An 18,043-nucleotide genomic window follows, 5' to 3' on the forward strand; every position below is an offset into this window, starting at 1 on the left:
TCCTCAGGGGTTTAAGCGATATCGGAAGTTTCCTGTGGAAACTCCACGCCGATTTCGGTTGCCAGTTTTTGCAGAGGCGCGACTTGGGAGTCAGCCAGCTGCAGTGTGTTCTCATTGCTTTCTTCGTTGTCGTATTCGAATTGGCCGGGGCTTACGGCGTTGGGGCCGGATTCCTGTACGGCTGTCTGCAGCTGCCCGACTTTCTGTTCTGCAGCTTCCCGGCCGTTGAGCTGGCCAGGGTTGATCGCGATGAGGAAGTGGCCGTTGTTCATTGCCGACGCTGGGTTGTCCCAGATGTCTTCTTTCTGGAAGGCGTAGGCGGCTGATGACAGTCCGGCGGCAAGCCCCTCTAGCAGGACAGACAGCCCTGACCCCTTGTGTCCACCGAATGGCAGCAGCGCGCCCTGGGCTGCTTCGGCTGGGTCAACCGTGGGGTTGCCTTCCCGGTCGACAGCCCACCCTTCTGGAATCTGTGTTCCAGCCTGTTTGGCGGCCATGACCTTTCCGTACGCACCTGCCGACGTTGCCATATCAACCGTCAGTGGGTGAGCGCCGGCTGATGGCATGGCAATAGTCAAGGGGTTGGTGCCGAGAATCTTGTCGCGTCCTCCGTAAGGGGCGACGACTGGCCCAGTGGAGGAGGTGAGGAAAGAGACGAGCCCGGCAGCGGCCAGTCGGTCGGTCCAGAAGGCTCCTGCCCCGTAGTGGCTGGAGTTTTCGACCGCAGCCACGGATACGCCGTGGTTCTGCGCGGACTGCGCCGCCCAGTTCACGGTTTCGCGCATCACAACCTGGCCAAGCCCGTTATCGCCGTCGATAGTTGTTGTTGCCGCATCAGGGGTTGCGATCTTTACGTTGGGAACAGGATTGATCCCACCGGCAACGATGGCCTTCACGTACAGCGGAAGGCGCAGCAAACCATGGCTCGTGATGCCTCGCTGATCCGCTTGGACAAGCGAAACAGCAGTAATCTGCGCGTCCTCAGCGGGGACGTTGTGCGCCTGCAGTGCGGCTTTTGCGAACTGGATGAGTTCGCTGGTCGAAAACTTCATTGTTACACCTACCTATACGGAGTTAGCTAAACCTATAGGAACTTTTGAGAGGGTTCAATACCTCTTACATGGAAATACCCAGTTGCCCGCGTGGGATCTGGAAGCCGACATTGGGTCGGGCTCCGATGACCGGTGTGTAAAGCCCCTGCACGGTCAGCTGTGCGGTGTCGGCAACTGATGCGGCGGTGAGGTTGGGGCCGTACCCGAGGTCGCATGTCCCTTCGGTTTGCCCGACTTGGAGCGTGGGGATGAAGCGGTGCGGCTGGTGGGGGTATTTCCCGGCAAAGTTGACGATGGCCGAGCATCCGGACGCGCCGAGACCGGTGAAGATCTCCAGTGAATCAGTCGATTCAGTCTGCATAATGTGCAGTCCGGGATTTGTTGGGCGTTCGCCGAACTTCAGGGTTGGCTGCAGATCAATGTTGCCGTGCAGCTCCTTCAGTTTCTGTCGTCCTGCTTCTGTGGTCACAGTGCAGTCGTTCTCCGGAATGATCACGCTGATGCCGCGTGAAACAAGTTCCGAGACTGTCTGCGCTGAAAGCTGGGCGGCGCCCTCGTCCGCGGCTGCGAGGTTGACGATGCCGATGGTCAGCGCGTGCGGGGTGGAATCTGGCGACTGAGCCCCTTCAAAGAGTGTCTCAATAGAGGACTGCACCCCCTGAATGCCTCCACCCAGCTGAATGCTTGCCCAGCCCACAGAGTTGATATCCAATCCGCTGTTGTTCATCGCTTGGCGGAAGAAGTCATTGTGTGTCTTTTCGCAGCCGTGCTCCAGAAATACAGTGGAGCGGATAGACGGATGCTGCGCGTAGCCCAGGAGGATTCGGGCGAAGACCGTTTCTGATTCACCACTTGTCACGCCGCAGCCCTCTGTGTGGGGGAGCGCGATAACACGGTGAAGGGAGTTGCCCTCGTTGTACGTGAGTGCCAGCTTTTCAGCCACCTGGCCCGAGCACAGGCTGGTTGGCAGAATGAGGTTCAGCTCAGGAGGGCTGCCGTTGGTGAATGCATCCTCGGGCGAAATGGAGACGGCTGGGGCGCCTGTGGGTTCAAACGCCGATTCGGCCGAAGATTCGCCCTCTTCCAGGCCCCATGCGCGCCAGATCTGAACCTGGGTTTGGCCGGTGGCCTCGCCGCTGGTCGCAGTGCCCGACGCCGCCGCCACGATCTGGTCGAAGAGCTCTGCGCCGACGGCTTCTAGGTCCGCTCCCTCAAGAATGGTCCCTGCGTTGAAGTCCATTTCGGTCTCCAGCATTTCGTACCGTTGAGTCGTGGTGACGATCTTGATGGTCGGTACGAATGGGAAGTTTGTGATTGAGCCGTTGCCTGTGGTGAAGGCAATGACATTCGCGCCGGAGGCTACTTGCCCAGCGATTGACTCGAGGTCGTTGCCGGGGGAGTCCATGAAATAGAAGCCGGGTGTGGTCATCAGCTGGCCGTAATCGATGACGTGGTCGAGCGCCGTTTTCGATGATTTCTTGCGTGCGGCGCCAATCGACTTCAAGGTGATGTTGTACAGGCCGCGATAGAGGTTTCCGCCCGATGGGTTGCCTTCCGCGGAGTGCCCGTGCCTGCCTGCCCATTCTTTGAATCTCTTCTGCACCGCCGAGAACTTTTGGGCGGCATCTGCTGATGACACAGTGTCCAGGGTGTGGGATTCCGACCCGATGAGCTCATCAGTTTCCGCGATGTTGACGCTTCCGCCCGAGCGCACGATGAGGTGGGATGCCTCCCCGAGCACTGGGTTCGCGGATACCCCGGAAAAGGCGTCTGAGCCTCCGCACTGCATTGCGAGGCGCAGAGCTGAAATGGGTGCGGTTTCCCTTTCGCTTCGCTTTACGCGGGAGACCACTGAGTTTGCGGTGGCCACAACGCCGTCGATGTCTTCAGACAGGTCCCCCGTGGCCGTGAAGTAGCGAACCGTGTAGCTGGTGGAGGGGATCGGCAGGTTGTTCAGTGCTTCGAGGACCTCGGCGTTCTCGATGGAGGACTCGGGGTGGTTGACGACGATGGCGGCGCCGACATTGGGGTTGACTGCGAATCCGGCCAGGGTGCGAATGACCAGCTGGTGGTTGTTTTCGCGGCGGCCTGTGCCCCCTTCTGTGTGAGTTACGGCGACGATTCCGTCAAAGCCGGTTTCGGGTGACTCCGGGTGCTGGGCCCTGAGTTCGTGAACCGCGTCGATGACCAGTTGTGTGCTCAGAGATGAGGCTCCGATAACAGCGATGTAGTTGCGCGTGCCCCAGCCTCGGGCTTCACCGCGGTTGAAGCCTGGAAAGGTCAGCGCTTGTGCAAGGTCGGTGCTGTTGTGCCTGATTGCCTGTTCGCCAGCGGATTCAGGGTCGCTGACAGTATCCCTATCTGCAAAGTTGATTGTCGGCGGCTTCGGGAACAGCTCTGGCTCACGATGCTGCAGCACGCTCTGCATTCGTTCATTGCAGAGGTAATCGCCTGGGGCGATGGCAGCTGTGGCCTCCCCGAATGGAATGCCCCACGAAGTGATGAGCTCGCCTTGCTGGATTGGTTTGACTGCGATCCGGTGTCCCGTCAGCACGGGTGCGGTCACGGTTATCGAATCTCCTGCTACTTCAAGAGTTTCGCCTGCCTGGATGTCTCTGACCGCGACGGCGGCGTTGTCTTTGTCGTCAGGAAGGATCAGCGAGAGGTCCATAAATTGCTCCATTGCTTATGGGGTCCGCATTGGTCATCTGGCAACCATTGAACCGCTGATATCGGATTTATGCAATTCCTATAGCATTTTTGCTCTGTTGGTTGTAGTGTCGATGGCGTGCTGATGCATGCGGCCACTGGATGCCGGCGCTGTCTCCAGGCGCCGCGTGGGACAGCAGAGCGTTTATCAAGGCATCAAGAGAAAGAAGGGCCATGAAGTTTGGGCACGTAGGACCTGTAGGCGAAGAGGTCCCAGTGGTATTCGATGGCGACAAGGTTTTGGATATCCGGCCGTACACGGCTGCCGTTGACGGAGATTTTCTTGCAAACGGTGTCGACAAGGTCCGAGCCGCGTTTGCTGCTGGCGAGCTTCAGGAGCTCGAGGGCTTTTCGGGCGAGCGGGTTGGGTCTCCCATTGCTCGTCCGTCGGCTGTCATCTGCGTTGGTATGAACTACGCTGCGCACGCGGCTGAATCTGGTGCAGAGCCGCCGAAGAACATGGTTATCTTCAATAAACTGCCCAACACCGTGGTCGGGCCGAATGACCAGGTGACGATTCCGAAGGGCTCAACCAAGACCGACTGGGAAGTTGAGCTCGGTGTTGTCATCGGCAAGCGCGCTTCCTATCTCGAGGCGCCGGAACAGTCGCGTGATCACATCGCCGGCTTCGTGCTCGCCAACGACCTCTCTGAGCGGGAATGGCAGCTTGAGCTCTCCGGTGGTCAGTGGGGCAAGGGCAAGTCTGCGCCCGGTTTCTCGCCGGTGGGGCCGTGGCTCGTGACAGCCGATGAAGTTGATGAAAAGAATCTGGGTCTGCGCAGCTGGGTCAACGGCGAAATCCGTCAGGATTCAAACACCTCCGACCTCATCTTCTCGGTGGACCACATTGTTTGGGAGCTCAGCCAGTACATGACGCTCGAGCCGGGAGATCTCATTCTGACGGGAACCCCGGAGGGCGTTGCACTGTCCGGACGCTTCCCCTACCTCAAGGACGGGGACGTTGTTGAAATGGAGATCGACGGTCTGGGTCGTCAGCGCCAAGTCTGCGTAGCGCACAGCTGAGGAGTTATGTGATGAGTGAAGCTTTTTCTGGACTCAAAGCGCTGGTGACCGGTGGTTCGTCCGGTATCGGCCTTGCAATTGCCGGCCGCCTGAAAAGCGAAGGTGCTCGGGTTGCGGTGCTCGACCTCAACCCGTCACCGGATGAAGGCGTCGAGTTCTTCCAGGCTGATATCAGCAACGATGAACAGGTCGAGCGCTCCGTAGCTCAGGCCGTCGAGGCTCTTGGCGGCCTGGACGTTCTCGTGAACAACGCCTCGATCGGCGCTCAGGGCACCGTCGAAGACGGGGACTTGGACGAGTGGCGCAGGGTTTATGAAATCAACGTTCTGGGAACGGTGCGCGTGACTCGCGCGGCCCTGCCGACTCTGCGTGAGTCAGATGCTGCGGCGGTCGTGACCACGGCCTCTGTTGCCGCGCACACCGGGCTTGTGAAGCGCGCCCTCTACAGCACAGTGAAGGGTGCTGTGACTTCTTTGACCACCGCGATGGCTGCCGACTACCTGAAGGAGGGCATCCGATTCAACGCGGTGCACCCCGGGACGGCAGATACCCCGTGGATTCAGCGACTGTTGGACAAGGCTGACGATCCGGCTGCGGAACTTGAAGCGCTCAAGTCGCGCCAGCCTCATGGCCGACTGGTGACAGCAGACGAGGTGGCTGATGCGGTTGCGTATCTGGCCTCGCCTCGGGCCGGGTCGACAACCGGTACGTCCCTGACGGTCGATGCGGGCCTGTCGAGCCTGCGGATTGTCGGCTGAGCTAAGCGGTCTCAGTAGGCTCGCGCCTGCCGGCACCGGCAGGCGCGAGCCCTTTTCAATGGTGGAATTTAAGCTTTATTTCGGGTAAAGCTAGTTTGATTGGTCAGAGCGCCAGGTGGAGGACTCGCGTGGAAACAGAATCGGTATATGACCTGATCAGGGAGAAAATCGTTCGCAACGATATTCGCCCTGGAAGCAAGGTCAACATCGATGCGCTGGTGCGTGAGCTCGGTGTCTCCCAGACCCCTGTGCGCGAGGCTCTTCATCACCTTGAGGGTGATGGTCTGGTTGAGCGTGTGCGCGGCCGCGGCTATTCCACCACCGCGCTTCTTGACGCTACGGAATTCCGGCACATGTTTGAAGTGCGAATGCTTCTTGAGCCCTGGTCGGCCAGGGTGCTGTCCTCGGACCGAATGACTAACCCGGGCGAAGACTTGGTCAGCTTGGTGGACGATTTTCGTGCCAGCGGAAATGTATCCCGAACTCATTTGGCAATGCATGACGAGCTGTTTCATAAAACACTTCAGCGGGCCACTGGCAATTCATTCCTTTTCACTGCTTTCGAAAGTCTCCACGCGCAGCTGCATCTGTTCCGACTGTACGGCGACGACATCGAAGGGTCGGACACGCTCGGGGAGCACTTCGGTGTCACTCTCGATGAGCACCGGGCGATTGGTGAGGCCATCGCACAGTGTGATCCCAATAGAGCTGAAGAGCTTATGCGGATGCATTTGACGAACTCGCTGAAGCGATTTGCTCCGCAGATGTCAGACCTGTCGGTCGATGCTGCCGCCGTTGCGGCAGTTCCTACCGGGCGCATCCGCCCGTCGCGCTGAGGTAGGCGTCAGCGGGCGGCAATGTCAGGCCCGCATCTTGCCCAAGAGTGAGGCAGAGTAGCCGACAAAATCTTGTCCTGTTACCTAGCTTACATTCGGCCCATCCTCCGTATAGGATTATCGAGTTCTGTATACGATGCGGTGGGTGAATGCCCAGCCGCTCTCATGGAAGGCGGTAGCAATGTCGAAGGAGACGTTGCCGAAGCACGAAGGTGTCCTCTCGGTTGGGGTCCATGACTATCCAGGTACTCATACCAGTGGATACAACCCGAAGGGCTACGCCGGTACGGCGAATGGTGGGGACGCAGCTGGTGAGACTCCGCACGATGAGGGTGGAGCTGTTCCACTGCGCTGGCGGTCTCAGGAGTGGTTCGACAACCCCAACGAACCTGATTCCACAATCCTCATCCTCGAGCGATACCTCAACTACGGGCTGAGCCAGGAAGAGCTGCAGTCCGGTAAGCCGATCATCGGAATTGCACAGACCGGCAGCGATCTTGTCCCGTGCAACCGTCACCACATTGAACTGGCTAAGCGCGTGCGTGAAGGGATTCGCGAAGCTGGCGGAATCTGTTTCGAATTCCCCGTTCACCCGATCCAAGAAACGGGTAAGCGCCCAACTGCCGCACTCGACCGCAACCTTCAATACCTGGGGCTTGTTGAAACACTCCACGGCTACCCGCTGGATGCTGTGGTGCTGACAACCGGGTGTGATAAGACGACGCCGGCCCTTCTCATGGCAGCCGCGACCGTAAACATTCCGGCAATTGTTCTGTCCGGTGGGCCCATGCTCAACGGCTGGTACAAGGGCCGCCGGGTGGGTACGGGCACAATTTCGTGGGAAGCGCGCGACCTTTTTGCTGCCGGCAAGATCGATAAGAACGAATACTGGCAGATGGTCAAGCAGTCTTCGCCGTCAATCGGGCACTGCAACACCATGGGCACGGCCTCGACGATGAATGCCGTAGGCGAAGCGCTCGGTATGAGCCTGCCCGGTTGTTCTGCTATCCCCGCTCCGTATCAAGAGCGCCCCGCAATTGCCTACGAATCAGGCCGTCGGATTGTTGAGATGGCCTACGCCGACCGCAAACCCTCGGACATCATGACGCGAGAAGCGTTCATCAACGCTATCCGCGTGTGCTCAGCCATCGGCGGTTCTTCTAATGCGCCGTGGCATCTGGTTGCGATTGCGCGCCACCTGGGTGTCGAGCTGGACATCAAGGACTGGCAGACATACGGCCATGAAGTTCCTCTGCTGGTGGACATGCAGCCCGCAGGGCGATTCTTGGGAGAAGAGTTCTTCCGTGCCGGTGGCGTCCCAGCTGTGATCAATGAGCTTATGAAGAAGGGGCTCATTTACGAGGACGCCCTTACCGCCAATGGCCGCACTATTGGCGACAACTGTCGTGAATCGGTCGTCATGGATCGGGATGTCATACGCGATATCGACGAACCTTTGGTCGAGGCTGCTGGATTCCAGGTGATGACAGGCAACCTGTTCGACAACGGGGTGATGAAGACCTCTGTCATCAGTGAAGAGTTCCGCAGTCGCTACCTCACCAACCCTGATGACCCGAACGCCTTTGAGGGCACTGCCGTTGTGTTCGACGGTCCTGAGGACTACCACGCCCGGATTGACGACCCAGAGCTCGGCGTGGATGAGCACTCGATTCTCGTCATGCGCGGTACAGGCGCAATCGGCTACCCGGGAGCTGCCGAGGTGGTCAACATGCATCCTCCTGCGCGCCTCATCAATGAGGGAGTCACGAGCCTGCCCTGCATCGGCGATGGTCGTCAGTCGGGTACTTCAGCTTCACCGTCCATCCTCAACTGTTCTCCCGAGGCTGCTTCGCCGGGAGCTGTTCTTGCTTTGCTGCGCACGGGCGACCGTCTGCGAATTGATCTCAATACCAGCCGTGTTGACCTGCTGGTCGACGCAGCCGAACTTGAATCCCGCAGAGCAGAGCTTGAAGCGTCGGGTGGCTACGCGTACCCCGCCAGCCAAACTCCGTGGCAGGAGATCAGCCGATCCATGGTGAGCCAGCTGGGTGACGGCATGGTTCTGGAACCTGCCGTTGCTTACCAGAAGATCGCGCAGTCCGGCCCGATTCCGCGCCTGAACCACTGACTTTTAGACCACCCAAAGGGCAATCAATGGATAACGAAATCGTCTTTCAGTGGGAGCTCTCCACGGGAGGGCTGCTTGGCGTTGCGGCTGCAGCAGTTGCCGTTCTTCTTCTGCTAATCATCGCCTTTAGGATTCACGCGTTCGTCGCACTCGTTCTGGTGAGCCTCCTGACCGCCCTTGCTACAGGCATCACGCCTGCAAATATTGTGCCGGTCATGCTGTCTGGCTTCGGCGGCACTTTGGCTAGCGTTGCACTGCTGGTGGGCCTCGGCGCGATGCTAGGGCGACTGCTAGAAGCGAGTGGTGGAGCACAGCGGCTGACGGACAACCTCATCCAGGTTTTCGGTGAGAAGCGTGCGCCGCTGGCTGTATCGGTGGCCAGCCTGCTGATGGGCTTCCCCATCTTCTTCGATGCCGGTCTGGTGCTCATGCTGCCGATCATCTACGCCGTTGCGCGGCGCCTGAGCATGCCTTTCCTGTCAATCGCCTTCCCTTCAGTGCTTGCGTTCCTGTCCATGCACATCTTCGTTCCGCCCCATCCTGGTCCCGTGACCGCAGTCGACCTGTTCGGTGCGGACCAGGGCCTCATGGTGATCTGGGGTCTGGTGTTCGTCATTGTCACCTGGGCTGTCGCCGCACTTTTCTCCCAGCCCTTGACCAAGTCGATGTCGGTGCCCGTGCCTGAGATTCTGGGCTCGAAGCGCGAAAACGAAATGACTAAGAAGTTTGAATCCAACCCCAGCCCAATGGTGGTTGTGTTCTTGCTTGTGCTCCCGCTGGCTCTAATTGCCTTCAACACGGTGCTCAACACTTTGTCGACGGCTGGACTTGTCGATAGAGAAGACCAGACTGTGCAGACGCTGCGGATGATTGGCGAGACGCCGGTGGCGCTTCTAATCACCGTTATGATCGCAGTTTTCATCCTGGGCGTTGGGCGCGGCAAGAGCGGCAAACTTACGGAGTTGGTCACTGATTCTGCCCTCGGGCCTGTCTGTTCCGTCATCCTCGTCACCGGAGCGGGTGGAATGTTCGGAGGTGTGCTGCGCTCATCTGGAATCGGTGACGCGATTGCCGCGGCAATGGACGCGATGCATCTGCCGATCGTCGTGGCAACGTTCCTTGTGGCTGCAGTTGTTCGTGTCGCGCAGGGATCGGCAACGGTCTCTCTTACGGCAGCTGCTGCCCTCATGCAGCCGGCAATCCTTTCCGGTGACTACAATTCGCTGCAGCTTGTCGCGCTCGTCGCCGCAGCCGCTGGCGGATCATCAGTAGTCAGCCACGTCAACGACTCCGGCTTCTGGCTGGTCAGCCGTTTCTTTGGCCTGTCGACCGCCCAAACGCTGCGAACGTGGACAGTCTTGACAACCGTTGTCGGCTTTGTGGGCTTCCTTCTTGCACTCGCGATGTTCTCGGTTGCCTCGATGGTGTGACAGCTGTTTCTCAGACAGTGAGGGGCGGTGCGAAGCCGCCGATCTGGTCTGAGTTGGTCACATGACACAGAGCCCATCTGCTGCTGTTTGCGGAAGGTGGGCTCTGTCGTTGTGCTCTTGGGGTGTACCGCCGAGGTGCCGGTTGCCGAAAAGCCGAAGCCAGAATAGAAAACCGGGGCGGCACCTCGTCCGTTTACTGGCGTGTTCTCGCGCGGAAATGCAGATCCACGCTTTAATCCGGCGCATTTGCGCGTGAGGCTGCATTAAAGCGTGAGTCTGGACTGGCTGGGGAGTCGGCCGAGGGGTCGGTTGGCCGCCGAGGTGCCGATTGCCAAGTTGCCGACCCCCGCCAAGGCGCCGGTTGCCGAGGTGCCGCAACCGGCACCTCGTCCCCGTTCTTCTTACAGTTTTTCGGCTGCGTCGACGAGGACGGAGCGGATGATCTGCTCCATTTCCTCGAAGTCCTCGGGCCCGCAGGTCAGCGGGGGAGCCAGCTGAATGACGGGTTCGCCGCGGTCGTCAGCTCGGCAGTACAGGCCGCGTTCGTACAGTGCCGGCGACACGAAGCCGTTGAGGACGCGCTCGCACTCTTCTTCCGTGAACGTTTCCTTGGTGGCCTTGTCCTTGACCAGTTCAATGCCGAAGAAGTAACCCTCACCTCGGACGTCGCCGACAATCGGGAGGTCCGTGAGCTTCTCAAGGGTGTTGCGGAAGGCCAGTGAGTTCGATGCCACGCGGTCGTTCAGACCGTCCTTTTCCATGACGTCGAGGTTGGCCAGTGCCACGGCGCAGGAAACGGGGTGTCCGCCGAAGGTGTAGCCGTGGTAGAAAGTTTCCCCGCCCTTGCCGAAGGGTTCGAACAGGCGGTCGGAGGCGACCATCGCGCCCAGCGGGGCATAGCCGGAGGTGATGCCCTTGGCAGTGGTGATGATGTCCGGCACATAGTCGAAGTCGTTGCATGCGAACATCGAGCCGATGCGGCCAAAGGCGCAGATCGTTTCATCCGAGACCAGCAGAACATCGTGTTCATCGCAGATTTCGCGCACGCGCTCGAAGTATCCCGGAGGTGGCGGGAAGCAGCCGCCGGAGTTCTGCACGGGTTCGAGGAACACCGCCGCAACGGAATCCGCACCTTCGAACTCAATGGCTTCTTCAATACGGTCGGCAGCCCAGCGGCCGAATGCCTTTTCGTCACCGGCGAAGCGGTCGTCAGCGCGGTAGAAGTTGGTGTTCGGCACCTTGTGCGCACCGGGCACGAGCGGTGCAAACTGATTGCGCAGGTCCGGCAGCGAGGTCACGCTCAGGGCACCGTGTGGGGTGCCGTGGTAGGCGGTCGCCCGGGAAATGATCTTGTGCTTGCCCGGCTTGCCGGTCAGGCGGAAGTAGTTCTTGGCGAGCTTAAGTGCGGACTCGACAGAGTCACCACCGCCCGAGGTGAAGAACACCCTGTTGAGATCGCCCGGTGCGTAGGCGGCCAGGCGGGTGGCCAGTTCGATGGCTGGTTCGTGCGCATAGGACCACAGGGGGAAGAAACCCAGCTTCTTGGTCTGGTCGTAGGCAGCCTGGGCGAGTTCTTCGCGCCCATAGCCCACCTGCACCGTGAACAGTCCGGCCAGGCCGTCAATGAGCTTGTGTCCCTTGTCATCCCACACGTGGTGGCCTTCGCCGTGGGTGATGATCGGTGTGCGACCGCCGCTGAACAGGTGTTCGTGGCTTGCCATGTGCATCCACAGGTGATCGCGCAGGCCTGCTTGAAGGTCAGTGTTTGACATTGGAATCCTTGCTTTCTTGCCTCGTCTTATCTGGTGCCCCAGTTGTACTTCTGGTCCCAGAGTTTGAGGTACATCATGGTTTCTGTTGACTGGATCGATTCGAAGGCGCGCAGCTGCTGCAGGGTTTTAAGAAGCTCATCGTCGTCCGCGCAGACGACTTCAATGAGGATGTCGTACGTTCCGGCGGTCACGACCGTGTAGTCAACCTGGGGGAGTTTGCTCAGCGCTTCGGCGGTTTCGGTTATGTCCCCATGAACCCTCACGCCGATCATTGCCTGGCGTTTGAAGCCCAGCTGCATGGGCGAGGTGACGGCGACAATCTGCATGACTCCCGCAACGATGAGCTTCGCAGCGCGCTGTCGAACAGCGGCTTCTGAAAGCCCGACTTCGCGGCCTATCTCTGCATAGCTGCGACGGCCGTCCTGCTGCAGTGCTTCGATAATCGCCTTCGATTTGCTGTCGAGTTCTAACTCCTGATCAGCTCCCTTGAGGTGTTCCATGCATTTATCTCCTGCAAAGCGGCAATCGATTGCGCACTAATGACAGTATCAAACTGTCGAAAGCGATAGCAAGATTCTGGTTTTCAACTGAATCAGTAGACACATGCGCTTTCTGCGCGGTACCGTGTTCGATGTTGCTGTGTTGCAGCTCACGCCGCGTCCTATGACGTCTGTTCTGGACGCTCAGAGACGAGAGTGCAAAGCCACGGCCTATTCACCAGCAGAGTTGCCGGTGTGACGGGCGAAACCTTCTGCGACACCAGAGAAGAGGGGAAGCATGACAACCAGTACTGAAGCAGCTGCTTCGCGCCATGCCGAATGTGCAGAAGCCGGCCAACTTGAAATCCGAGGAGTTACAAAGCGGTTCGGTGACCACACTGCGCTGGACGACCTCGATCTGACGGTCGCATCCGGCGAGTTCCTTTCGCTGTTGGGACCATCTGGTTGCGGGAAGACAACTCTCCTGAGAATCATCGCCGGGTTCGAGGACCCTACTGAGGGACAGGTGTGCCTTTCCGGTCAGAACCTGGTTGGGGTGCCTGCCTACCGTCGTCCAGTCAACACGGTCTTTCAGTCCTACGCACTGTTTCCTCACATGAGCGTGGCGGACAACGTAGCCTTCGGTCTCCAGCGAAAGAAGGTTCCGAAAAAGGAGATTCGCGAACGGGTAGTGCAGTCCCTGCAGTTGGTCCAGATGGAGAGCTTCGTTGAACGCAGGCCAGGTCAGCTGTCCGGCGGTCAGCAGCAGCGTGTGGCTCTCGCACGCGCTTTAGTCAATCGACCCAAGGTGCTTCTGCTCGATGAACCGATGTCGGCGCTGGACAGAAAGCTTCGAGAAGAGATGCAGATTGAGCTCAAGCGCCTGCACGCCGATCTCGGCACAACATTCGTCTTCGTCACCCACGATCAAGAAGAGGCGCTGGCGATGAGCGACCGAATCGTCGTGTTGAGCGGAGGGAAGATTCAGCAGATCGGCAATGCCGAAGAAATCTATCTTCAGCCGGCAAACCGGTTCGTCGCAGGGTTCATCGGCAAGCAGAATTTTGTAGATGCGAAAATCGAAGCCATCGAAGGTGACACTGCCGTTCTGCGCAGCTCACGTTCGAAGATCACTGCACGAGCTGCTCAGCTCCCAGAGGGAGCCAGCAGGGGAGACGCGGTCGAAGTCGCTATTCGCCCCGAGAACATGAAGCTGACTCCTCTGGATGATTCAACCGCAGCCGGGCAGCAGAACAGAGCTGCGGCCAACGACCTCCTGGACGCGGTCGAGGGCAAAGTCGTCGGAGTGTCCTTCCTCGGAGATGTTGTTCAGTACATAGTCCGGCTTTTCGACGGGCACGAAATCCTGGTCCGCGAGTCCGCACTTTCGGCCCAGGCGACAGCTGCCGGTGCAGAGGTATGTGTTTCATGGGGAACGGGCCAGGTTCAGGTGTTCAGCCATGAACGATGACAAGCGCGCGGTTCGGTTTCTCGCACCTCGGTCGCAGGCTGGCCGAATCAAAAGGCAGCTGACTGCCGCAGCCAACCCGAGCCGAAGAGCTTTTCTGAGTGGAATGGGCTTAGTCGGCCTGGCTGGGCTGGCCGGCTGCGGGCAGACCGGGAGGATGGCCGATTCCCCTCGTCCTGACGGCAGACTCGAAGACAAGTTGAACCTGTACTCCTGGGGCGACTACGACGACCCTGAGAACATCAGGGCATTCTCACAGAATGTCAGCATTCGAGTGCAGGTCGACTCCTACGGCTCAAACGACGAACTTGTCGCTAAACTTGCCGGCAGTCGAGGCACCTCCGGCTACGACATCGTGGTCCCAACCGGTTCGCGGATACCGCTGATGATCGAGCACAATCTCATTCAGCCGCTCGACCTCGACCGGATCCCCAACTTTGCGAATATGGATCCGAACTTCATCGACCAGCAGTTTGATCCTGGAAACAGGTATTCAATATGCAAGGCATGGGGAACCACTGGCTACATATACGACCGAACGGTCATCAAACGGGACCTGACTACTTGGCAGGACTTCATCGACGCTGCGGGCAAAGAGGCCGCTGGCCGGACTGCCGTCCTCGAAGACCCGTGGGAACTCACCGCAATCGCGCTGGCAGCTATGGGTGAGGACGTCAATACAGAAGACTCCGATGTCCTGAAGCAGGCCCGGTCGATTGTCGTCGACGACATCGCCCCTCACATTCGCGCGTATTCAAGCACAGTTGCCCAGGGTATGGCCCAGGGCGGGCTGAGTCTTCTGCACGCATTCAACGGAGATGCACGCCAAGGGCTTTTAGAAGCCGACGACCCTGACCGCTGGAAGTTCGTGTTCCCCACTCCGGTTGCAAACCTGTGGATGGACAACTGGTGTATTGCAACCGGGGCGCCCCACCCAGATGCTGCGTATGAGTTCATCAACTACATGCTGACTCCCGAAGCAGCGCTGCGAAACGTCGACTACATCGGCTATCACGTTGGGACGAAGGGCCTGAAAGAGGCGGCGGGCGACTTCGACTTTCCCGAACTGATCTTCCCAGAACAAACAATCCTGGATCGGCTGGTTCCCTCAGAAGAAGGAAAGGGCATTCAGCCCAGGGTCGATATCTATGCAGACGCAAGGACTAGGAGCTCAGCATGAAGCGCATAGCATCCCGAATCCTCGGCCCCGGGGCCCTCTCGTTTCCCACGTGGGCCTACGCTGTTTTCTTCTTCGTCATCCCGGTGGCCCTCGTGCTGTGGTACAGCTTCGGCTATAAGCCAGATGCGTTCACGACGGTAGCAATGGACAGGCTGAGCTTTGATCGTTACGGCGAGGCTCTGTCTTCTTCGGCTCTGTCGACTTTCCTGTCAACGCTGCGGATTTCGATACTCGGCACTCTGATCTGCTTGCTGATTGCGGTTCCCTTTTCGTACTGGCTGGCTGTGAAGGTCAGACCGGAGCGTCGAGGACTGCTCTTGGCCTTGGTCATGGTTCCGTTCTGGACGAACTTTTTGGTCAGAACCCTTGGATGGCAGATCATGCTGTCGAGCGAAGGCTTTGTGTCAAAAGCGCTCCAAGCGCTCGGGCTCAGCGAAGGCGGCCTCGATATTCTCTACACGCGGGCAGCAGTGCAGATCGGCGTTGTCTACAACTACCTGCCGTTGATGATTCTTCCGCTGTTCGTAGCAATGGATGCGGCCGGGAGACAGCTGAGAGAGGCAAGCTACGACCTCGGCGCAGGGCCCTGGTCAACTTTCTTCCGAGTGACTTTGCCGCTGGCTATGCCGGGTGTGGTGTCTGGCTGCCTGCTTGTCTTCATTCCGCTCAACGGCGACTACGTGACGGCGACCGTGCTTGGCGGAGCGAACGGTTCGATGGTTGGCCAGCTGATTGCGAACCAGTTCAACACGGCCCAGAACTGGGCTCTCGGTTCCGCAATGGCCGTGACTCTGATGCTTGCCACACTGCTGGTCCTCGGTCTCGGAGCGGTATTGATGTTCCTTGGACGGCGGATGATGGAGCGAATCAACTCGGTGCACCTCAAAGCTGAGGAAATCACTGCTTTGAAAGGCGGAACACGATGAGAAGTTCAGCTCGCAACGCAGGGCTGTTTATTTGGGGAGTCCTCGTATTCGTCTACCTGTTCGCTCCCATCGCAGTCATAGTCGCCTATTCGTTCAACACTGGTCGCATGTTGGCGTCTTGGCAGGGCTTCGGCCTGGATGCCTATGTGTCGGGGATCAACAACGATGTCATCGTGTCCTCTGTGGTGACCAGTCTTCAAGCGGCGGTGGGGTCAGCAGCTTTGGCGACACTGCTGGGCACGCTGGGCGGAATCGCGCTGGCACGTGCACGAGGTGGTACCTGGTGGGCTGCAGGGCTGACTGCGCTGTTGGCGGTCACTCTCGTTACGCCGGAGATCGTTGACGGCATCGCCTTTCTGCCGTGGTTTGTAACACTGGGAGTCGACGCGCATTTAGGGGTGTTCAATAACGGCCTCGTGCGCCTGACCGTTTCGCATGCCATGTTCTCCGTAGCGGTGGTCACGTTCATTGTCCGCACGCGTATGGCAGGAGTAGACCGCTCGCTGGAAGAGGCGGCGGCCGACCTAGGGGCTACGCCATGGTCGACTTTCCGCAGAGTGACGCTGCCGATTGCAGCCCCGGGGATTCTGGCTGGTGCTCTTATGTCCTTCACTCTGAGCTTAGACAACACAATTCTGTCCAGCTTTGTCCAACAGCCGGGCTATACGCCGTGGCCGGTCTACATCTTCTCTGCCGTGCGCGTGGCGCTGCGGCCGGAAGTGGCCGCAATTTCGACCGTCATGCTCGTCCTGACATTCATTGCCCTTGGGGTCGTGGGACTGGTCCTGCGGCGCTCAGGTGAATCATCCACCGACATCGTCAAAACAATGGTGAGGTAAAAATGCCCGTTTCGGAATCTCAGATCAGATCAAGTCTTGCCGACGTCTCCAACGAAGCATTTTGGCTAGACAGCCCAGAACGGCCCGAGGCAACAGCCCCGCTATCAGCGAACCGAAGCTGTGATCTCGCTGTTGTCGGCGGGGGCTTCACGGGACTTTGGACTGCCCTGCTTGCCAAAGAACGCGACCCCGACCGACACGTTGTTCTTCTTGAAGGCGGCACGGTCGGCTGGGCAGCATCGGGCCGTAACGGCGGGTTCTGCGAAGCGAGTCTGACTCACGGTGCGGACAACGGCGAAAAGCACCTGCCAAATGAAAACGCCCAGCTCACTCGCCTTGGCTACCGCAACCTTGACGAAATCGAAGCCGCCATCACTCGCTACGGGATCGACTGTGATTTCGAGCGCACCGGCCTCATCGACATTGCGACGGAGGACTACCAGGTCGCCGGTCTCAGGGAAGCTCACAACCCGGATGAGGATGCCGTCTTTCTGTCGCAAGAAGAACTTCAGGCGTCTATCAAATCCCCCACATACAAAGCGGGACTGTTTATGGAACGCGAGTGCGCGATCCTCAACCCGGCCAAGCTCTGTTGGGGTCTGCTGCGGGTTTGCCGTGACCTCGGGGTTGAAGTCTACGAGAACTCTGTCGTCAGGAATTTGGAAAATGCAGGGAACACGGTAAAGCTGACCACGGACAACGGCACCGTGACCGCTCGCCAAGTGGCTCTGGGCACCAACGCTTTTCCCGCTCTTCTGAATCGAGTCAAATGGCATACCGCGCCGATCTATGACTACGCCCTCATGACAGAACCGCTGAGCGACGAACAGTGGTCGGAAATAGGCTGGGCCGGGCGCGAAGGGCTCGCAGACGCTGCAAACCAGTTCCACTACTACCGCCGCACAGTCGACGGCCGGATCCTGTTCGGCGGTTGGGACGCGGTCTACTACTACGGGCGGGCAGTGTCGCCAAAGCTCTACACCAGGCAGGAGACATTCGAAACGCTTGCCCGGCACTTCTTCGAAACGTTCCCTCAAGCTGAGGGCACGAAGTTCACCCACGCCTGGGGCGGGGCAATTGACGCCTCGACCCGATTCTTCGCCTTCTTCGACACCGCCTTTCGCGGCAAGGTGGCCTACACAGCCGGTTTCACCGGGCTCGGTGTGGGCGCATCCCGATTCGGCGCTGAGGTCATGCTCGACTTGTTGGCGGGAGCGAAGACGGAGATTACCGAACTGGAGATGGTCAAGAAGAAGCCATTGCCGTTCCCGCCCGAGCCTTTTATGTGGGTTGGCGCGAAGCTCACAACGAAGGCTCTCATCAAATCCGATCAGAACGAGGGCAAACGAGGACCGCTGCTGCGGGTTCTCGATGCAATGGGTGTCGGCTTCGCTTCGTAGCCGACTGCCGCGGAAATCAGTCGAAACCACAGCTCAAAGCTGC

14 protein-coding genes are annotated in these 18,043 nt (G+C 59.1%); 10 read left to right on the forward strand and 4 right to left on the reverse strand.

Annotation, left to right across the window (positions count from 1 at the left end; all coding sequences use genetic code 11):
* Nucleotides 1-11: 11 nt before the first annotated feature.
* A complete protein-coding gene (locus HMPREF2757_RS10145) occupies nt 12-1,052 on the reverse strand; it encodes an Ldh family oxidoreductase (RefSeq protein ID WP_070576214.1) in 1,041 nt (346 codons plus the stop codon).
* Nucleotides 1,053-1,116: 64 nt separating this feature from the next.
* On the reverse strand, nt 1,117-3,723 hold the full coding sequence (locus HMPREF2757_RS10150) for a UxaA family hydrolase (protein ID WP_070576217.1): 2,607 nt from the start codon (nt 3,721-3,723) through the stop codon (nt 1,117-1,119).
* Between the two features lie 212 nt (nt 3,724-3,935).
* On the opposite strand from HMPREF2757_RS10150, the gene HMPREF2757_RS10155 reads away from it, so the two are divergent.
* From HMPREF2757_RS10155 to HMPREF2757_RS10175, 5 genes are all read left to right on the forward strand, one after another.
* Complete coding sequence (locus HMPREF2757_RS10155; protein WP_070576220.1) at nt 3,936-4,784, forward strand: fumarylacetoacetate hydrolase family protein; 849 nt, start codon at nt 3,936-3,938, stop codon at nt 4,782-4,784.
* A gap of 11 nt (nt 4,785-4,795) precedes the next feature.
* Nucleotides 4,796-5,542 carry an SDR family NAD(P)-dependent oxidoreductase gene (locus HMPREF2757_RS10160; RefSeq protein ID WP_070576223.1) on the forward strand — a complete coding sequence of 249 codons (747 nt, stop codon included), beginning with the start codon at nt 4,796-4,798 and terminating at the stop codon, nt 5,540-5,542.
* 128 nt (nt 5,543-5,670) lie between these two features.
* Nucleotides 5,671-6,378, forward strand: a complete 708-nt coding sequence (locus HMPREF2757_RS10165) for a GntR family transcriptional regulator (RefSeq protein WP_070576225.1) — start codon at nt 5,671-5,673, stop codon at nt 6,376-6,378.
* 181 nt (nt 6,379-6,559) lie between these two features.
* Nucleotides 6,560-8,506, forward strand: a complete 1,947-nt coding sequence (locus HMPREF2757_RS10170; protein ID WP_218079096.1) for an IlvD/Edd family dehydratase — start codon at nt 6,560-6,562, stop codon at nt 8,504-8,506.
* Nucleotides 8,507-8,532: 26 nt separating this feature from the next.
* A complete protein-coding gene (locus tag HMPREF2757_RS10175; RefSeq protein ID WP_070576228.1) occupies nt 8,533-9,936 on the forward strand; it encodes a GntP family permease in 1,404 nt (467 codons plus the stop codon).
* Nucleotides 9,937-10,337: 401 nt separating this feature from the next.
* On the opposite strand, the gene HMPREF2757_RS10180 is transcribed toward HMPREF2757_RS10175, so the two are convergent.
* Nucleotides 10,338-11,708 (reverse strand): aspartate aminotransferase family protein, encoded by a 1,371-nt coding sequence (locus tag HMPREF2757_RS10180; protein WP_070576231.1) that lies wholly within the window; start codon nt 11,706-11,708, stop codon nt 10,338-10,340.
* A 26-nt stretch (nt 11,709-11,734) separates the two neighbouring features.
* A complete protein-coding gene (locus HMPREF2757_RS10185; RefSeq protein ID WP_070576234.1) occupies nt 11,735-12,208 on the reverse strand; it encodes an Lrp/AsnC family transcriptional regulator in 474 nt (157 codons plus the stop codon).
* A 277-nt stretch (nt 12,209-12,485) separates the two neighbouring features.
* On the opposite strand from HMPREF2757_RS10185, the gene HMPREF2757_RS10190 reads away from it, so the two are divergent.
* The 5 genes from HMPREF2757_RS10190 (at nt 12,486) to HMPREF2757_RS10210 (ending at nt 18,000) form a co-directional block, all read left to right on the forward strand.
* On the forward strand, nt 12,486-13,658 hold the full coding sequence (locus HMPREF2757_RS10190; RefSeq protein ID WP_070576237.1) for an ABC transporter ATP-binding protein: 1,173 nt from the start codon (nt 12,486-12,488) through the stop codon (nt 13,656-13,658).
* Between the two features lie 103 nt (nt 13,659-13,761).
* On the forward strand, nt 13,762-14,835 hold the full coding sequence (locus HMPREF2757_RS10195; RefSeq protein WP_256278313.1) for a polyamine ABC transporter substrate-binding protein: 1,074 nt from the start codon (nt 13,762-13,764) through the stop codon (nt 14,833-14,835).
* The gene (locus HMPREF2757_RS10200; RefSeq protein ID WP_070576243.1) at nt 14,832-15,761 is read left to right on the forward strand and encodes an ABC transporter permease; all 930 of its coding nucleotides are present in this window, start codon (nt 14,832-14,834) and stop codon (nt 15,759-15,761) included. The genes HMPREF2757_RS10195 and HMPREF2757_RS10200 overlap by 4 nt, the downstream gene beginning before the upstream one ends.
* A complete protein-coding gene (locus tag HMPREF2757_RS10205; RefSeq protein WP_070576246.1) occupies nt 15,758-16,600 on the forward strand; it encodes an ABC transporter permease in 843 nt (280 codons plus the stop codon). Before HMPREF2757_RS10200 ends, HMPREF2757_RS10205 begins: the two co-directional genes overlap by 4 nt.
* A 2-nt stretch (nt 16,601-16,602) precedes the next feature.
* Nucleotides 16,603-18,000: an NAD(P)/FAD-dependent oxidoreductase gene (locus HMPREF2757_RS10210; RefSeq protein ID WP_070576249.1), complete on the forward strand. Its 1,398-nt coding sequence runs from the start codon at nt 16,603-16,605 to the stop codon at nt 17,998-18,000.
* The last annotated feature ends 43 nt before the right edge of the window (nt 18,001-18,043 follow it).

This window comes from Brevibacterium sp. HMSC063G07, from assembly GCF_001810665.1.
In the GTDB taxonomy this organism is placed as follows: domain Bacteria; phylum Actinomycetota; class Actinomycetes; order Actinomycetales; family Brevibacteriaceae; genus Brevibacterium.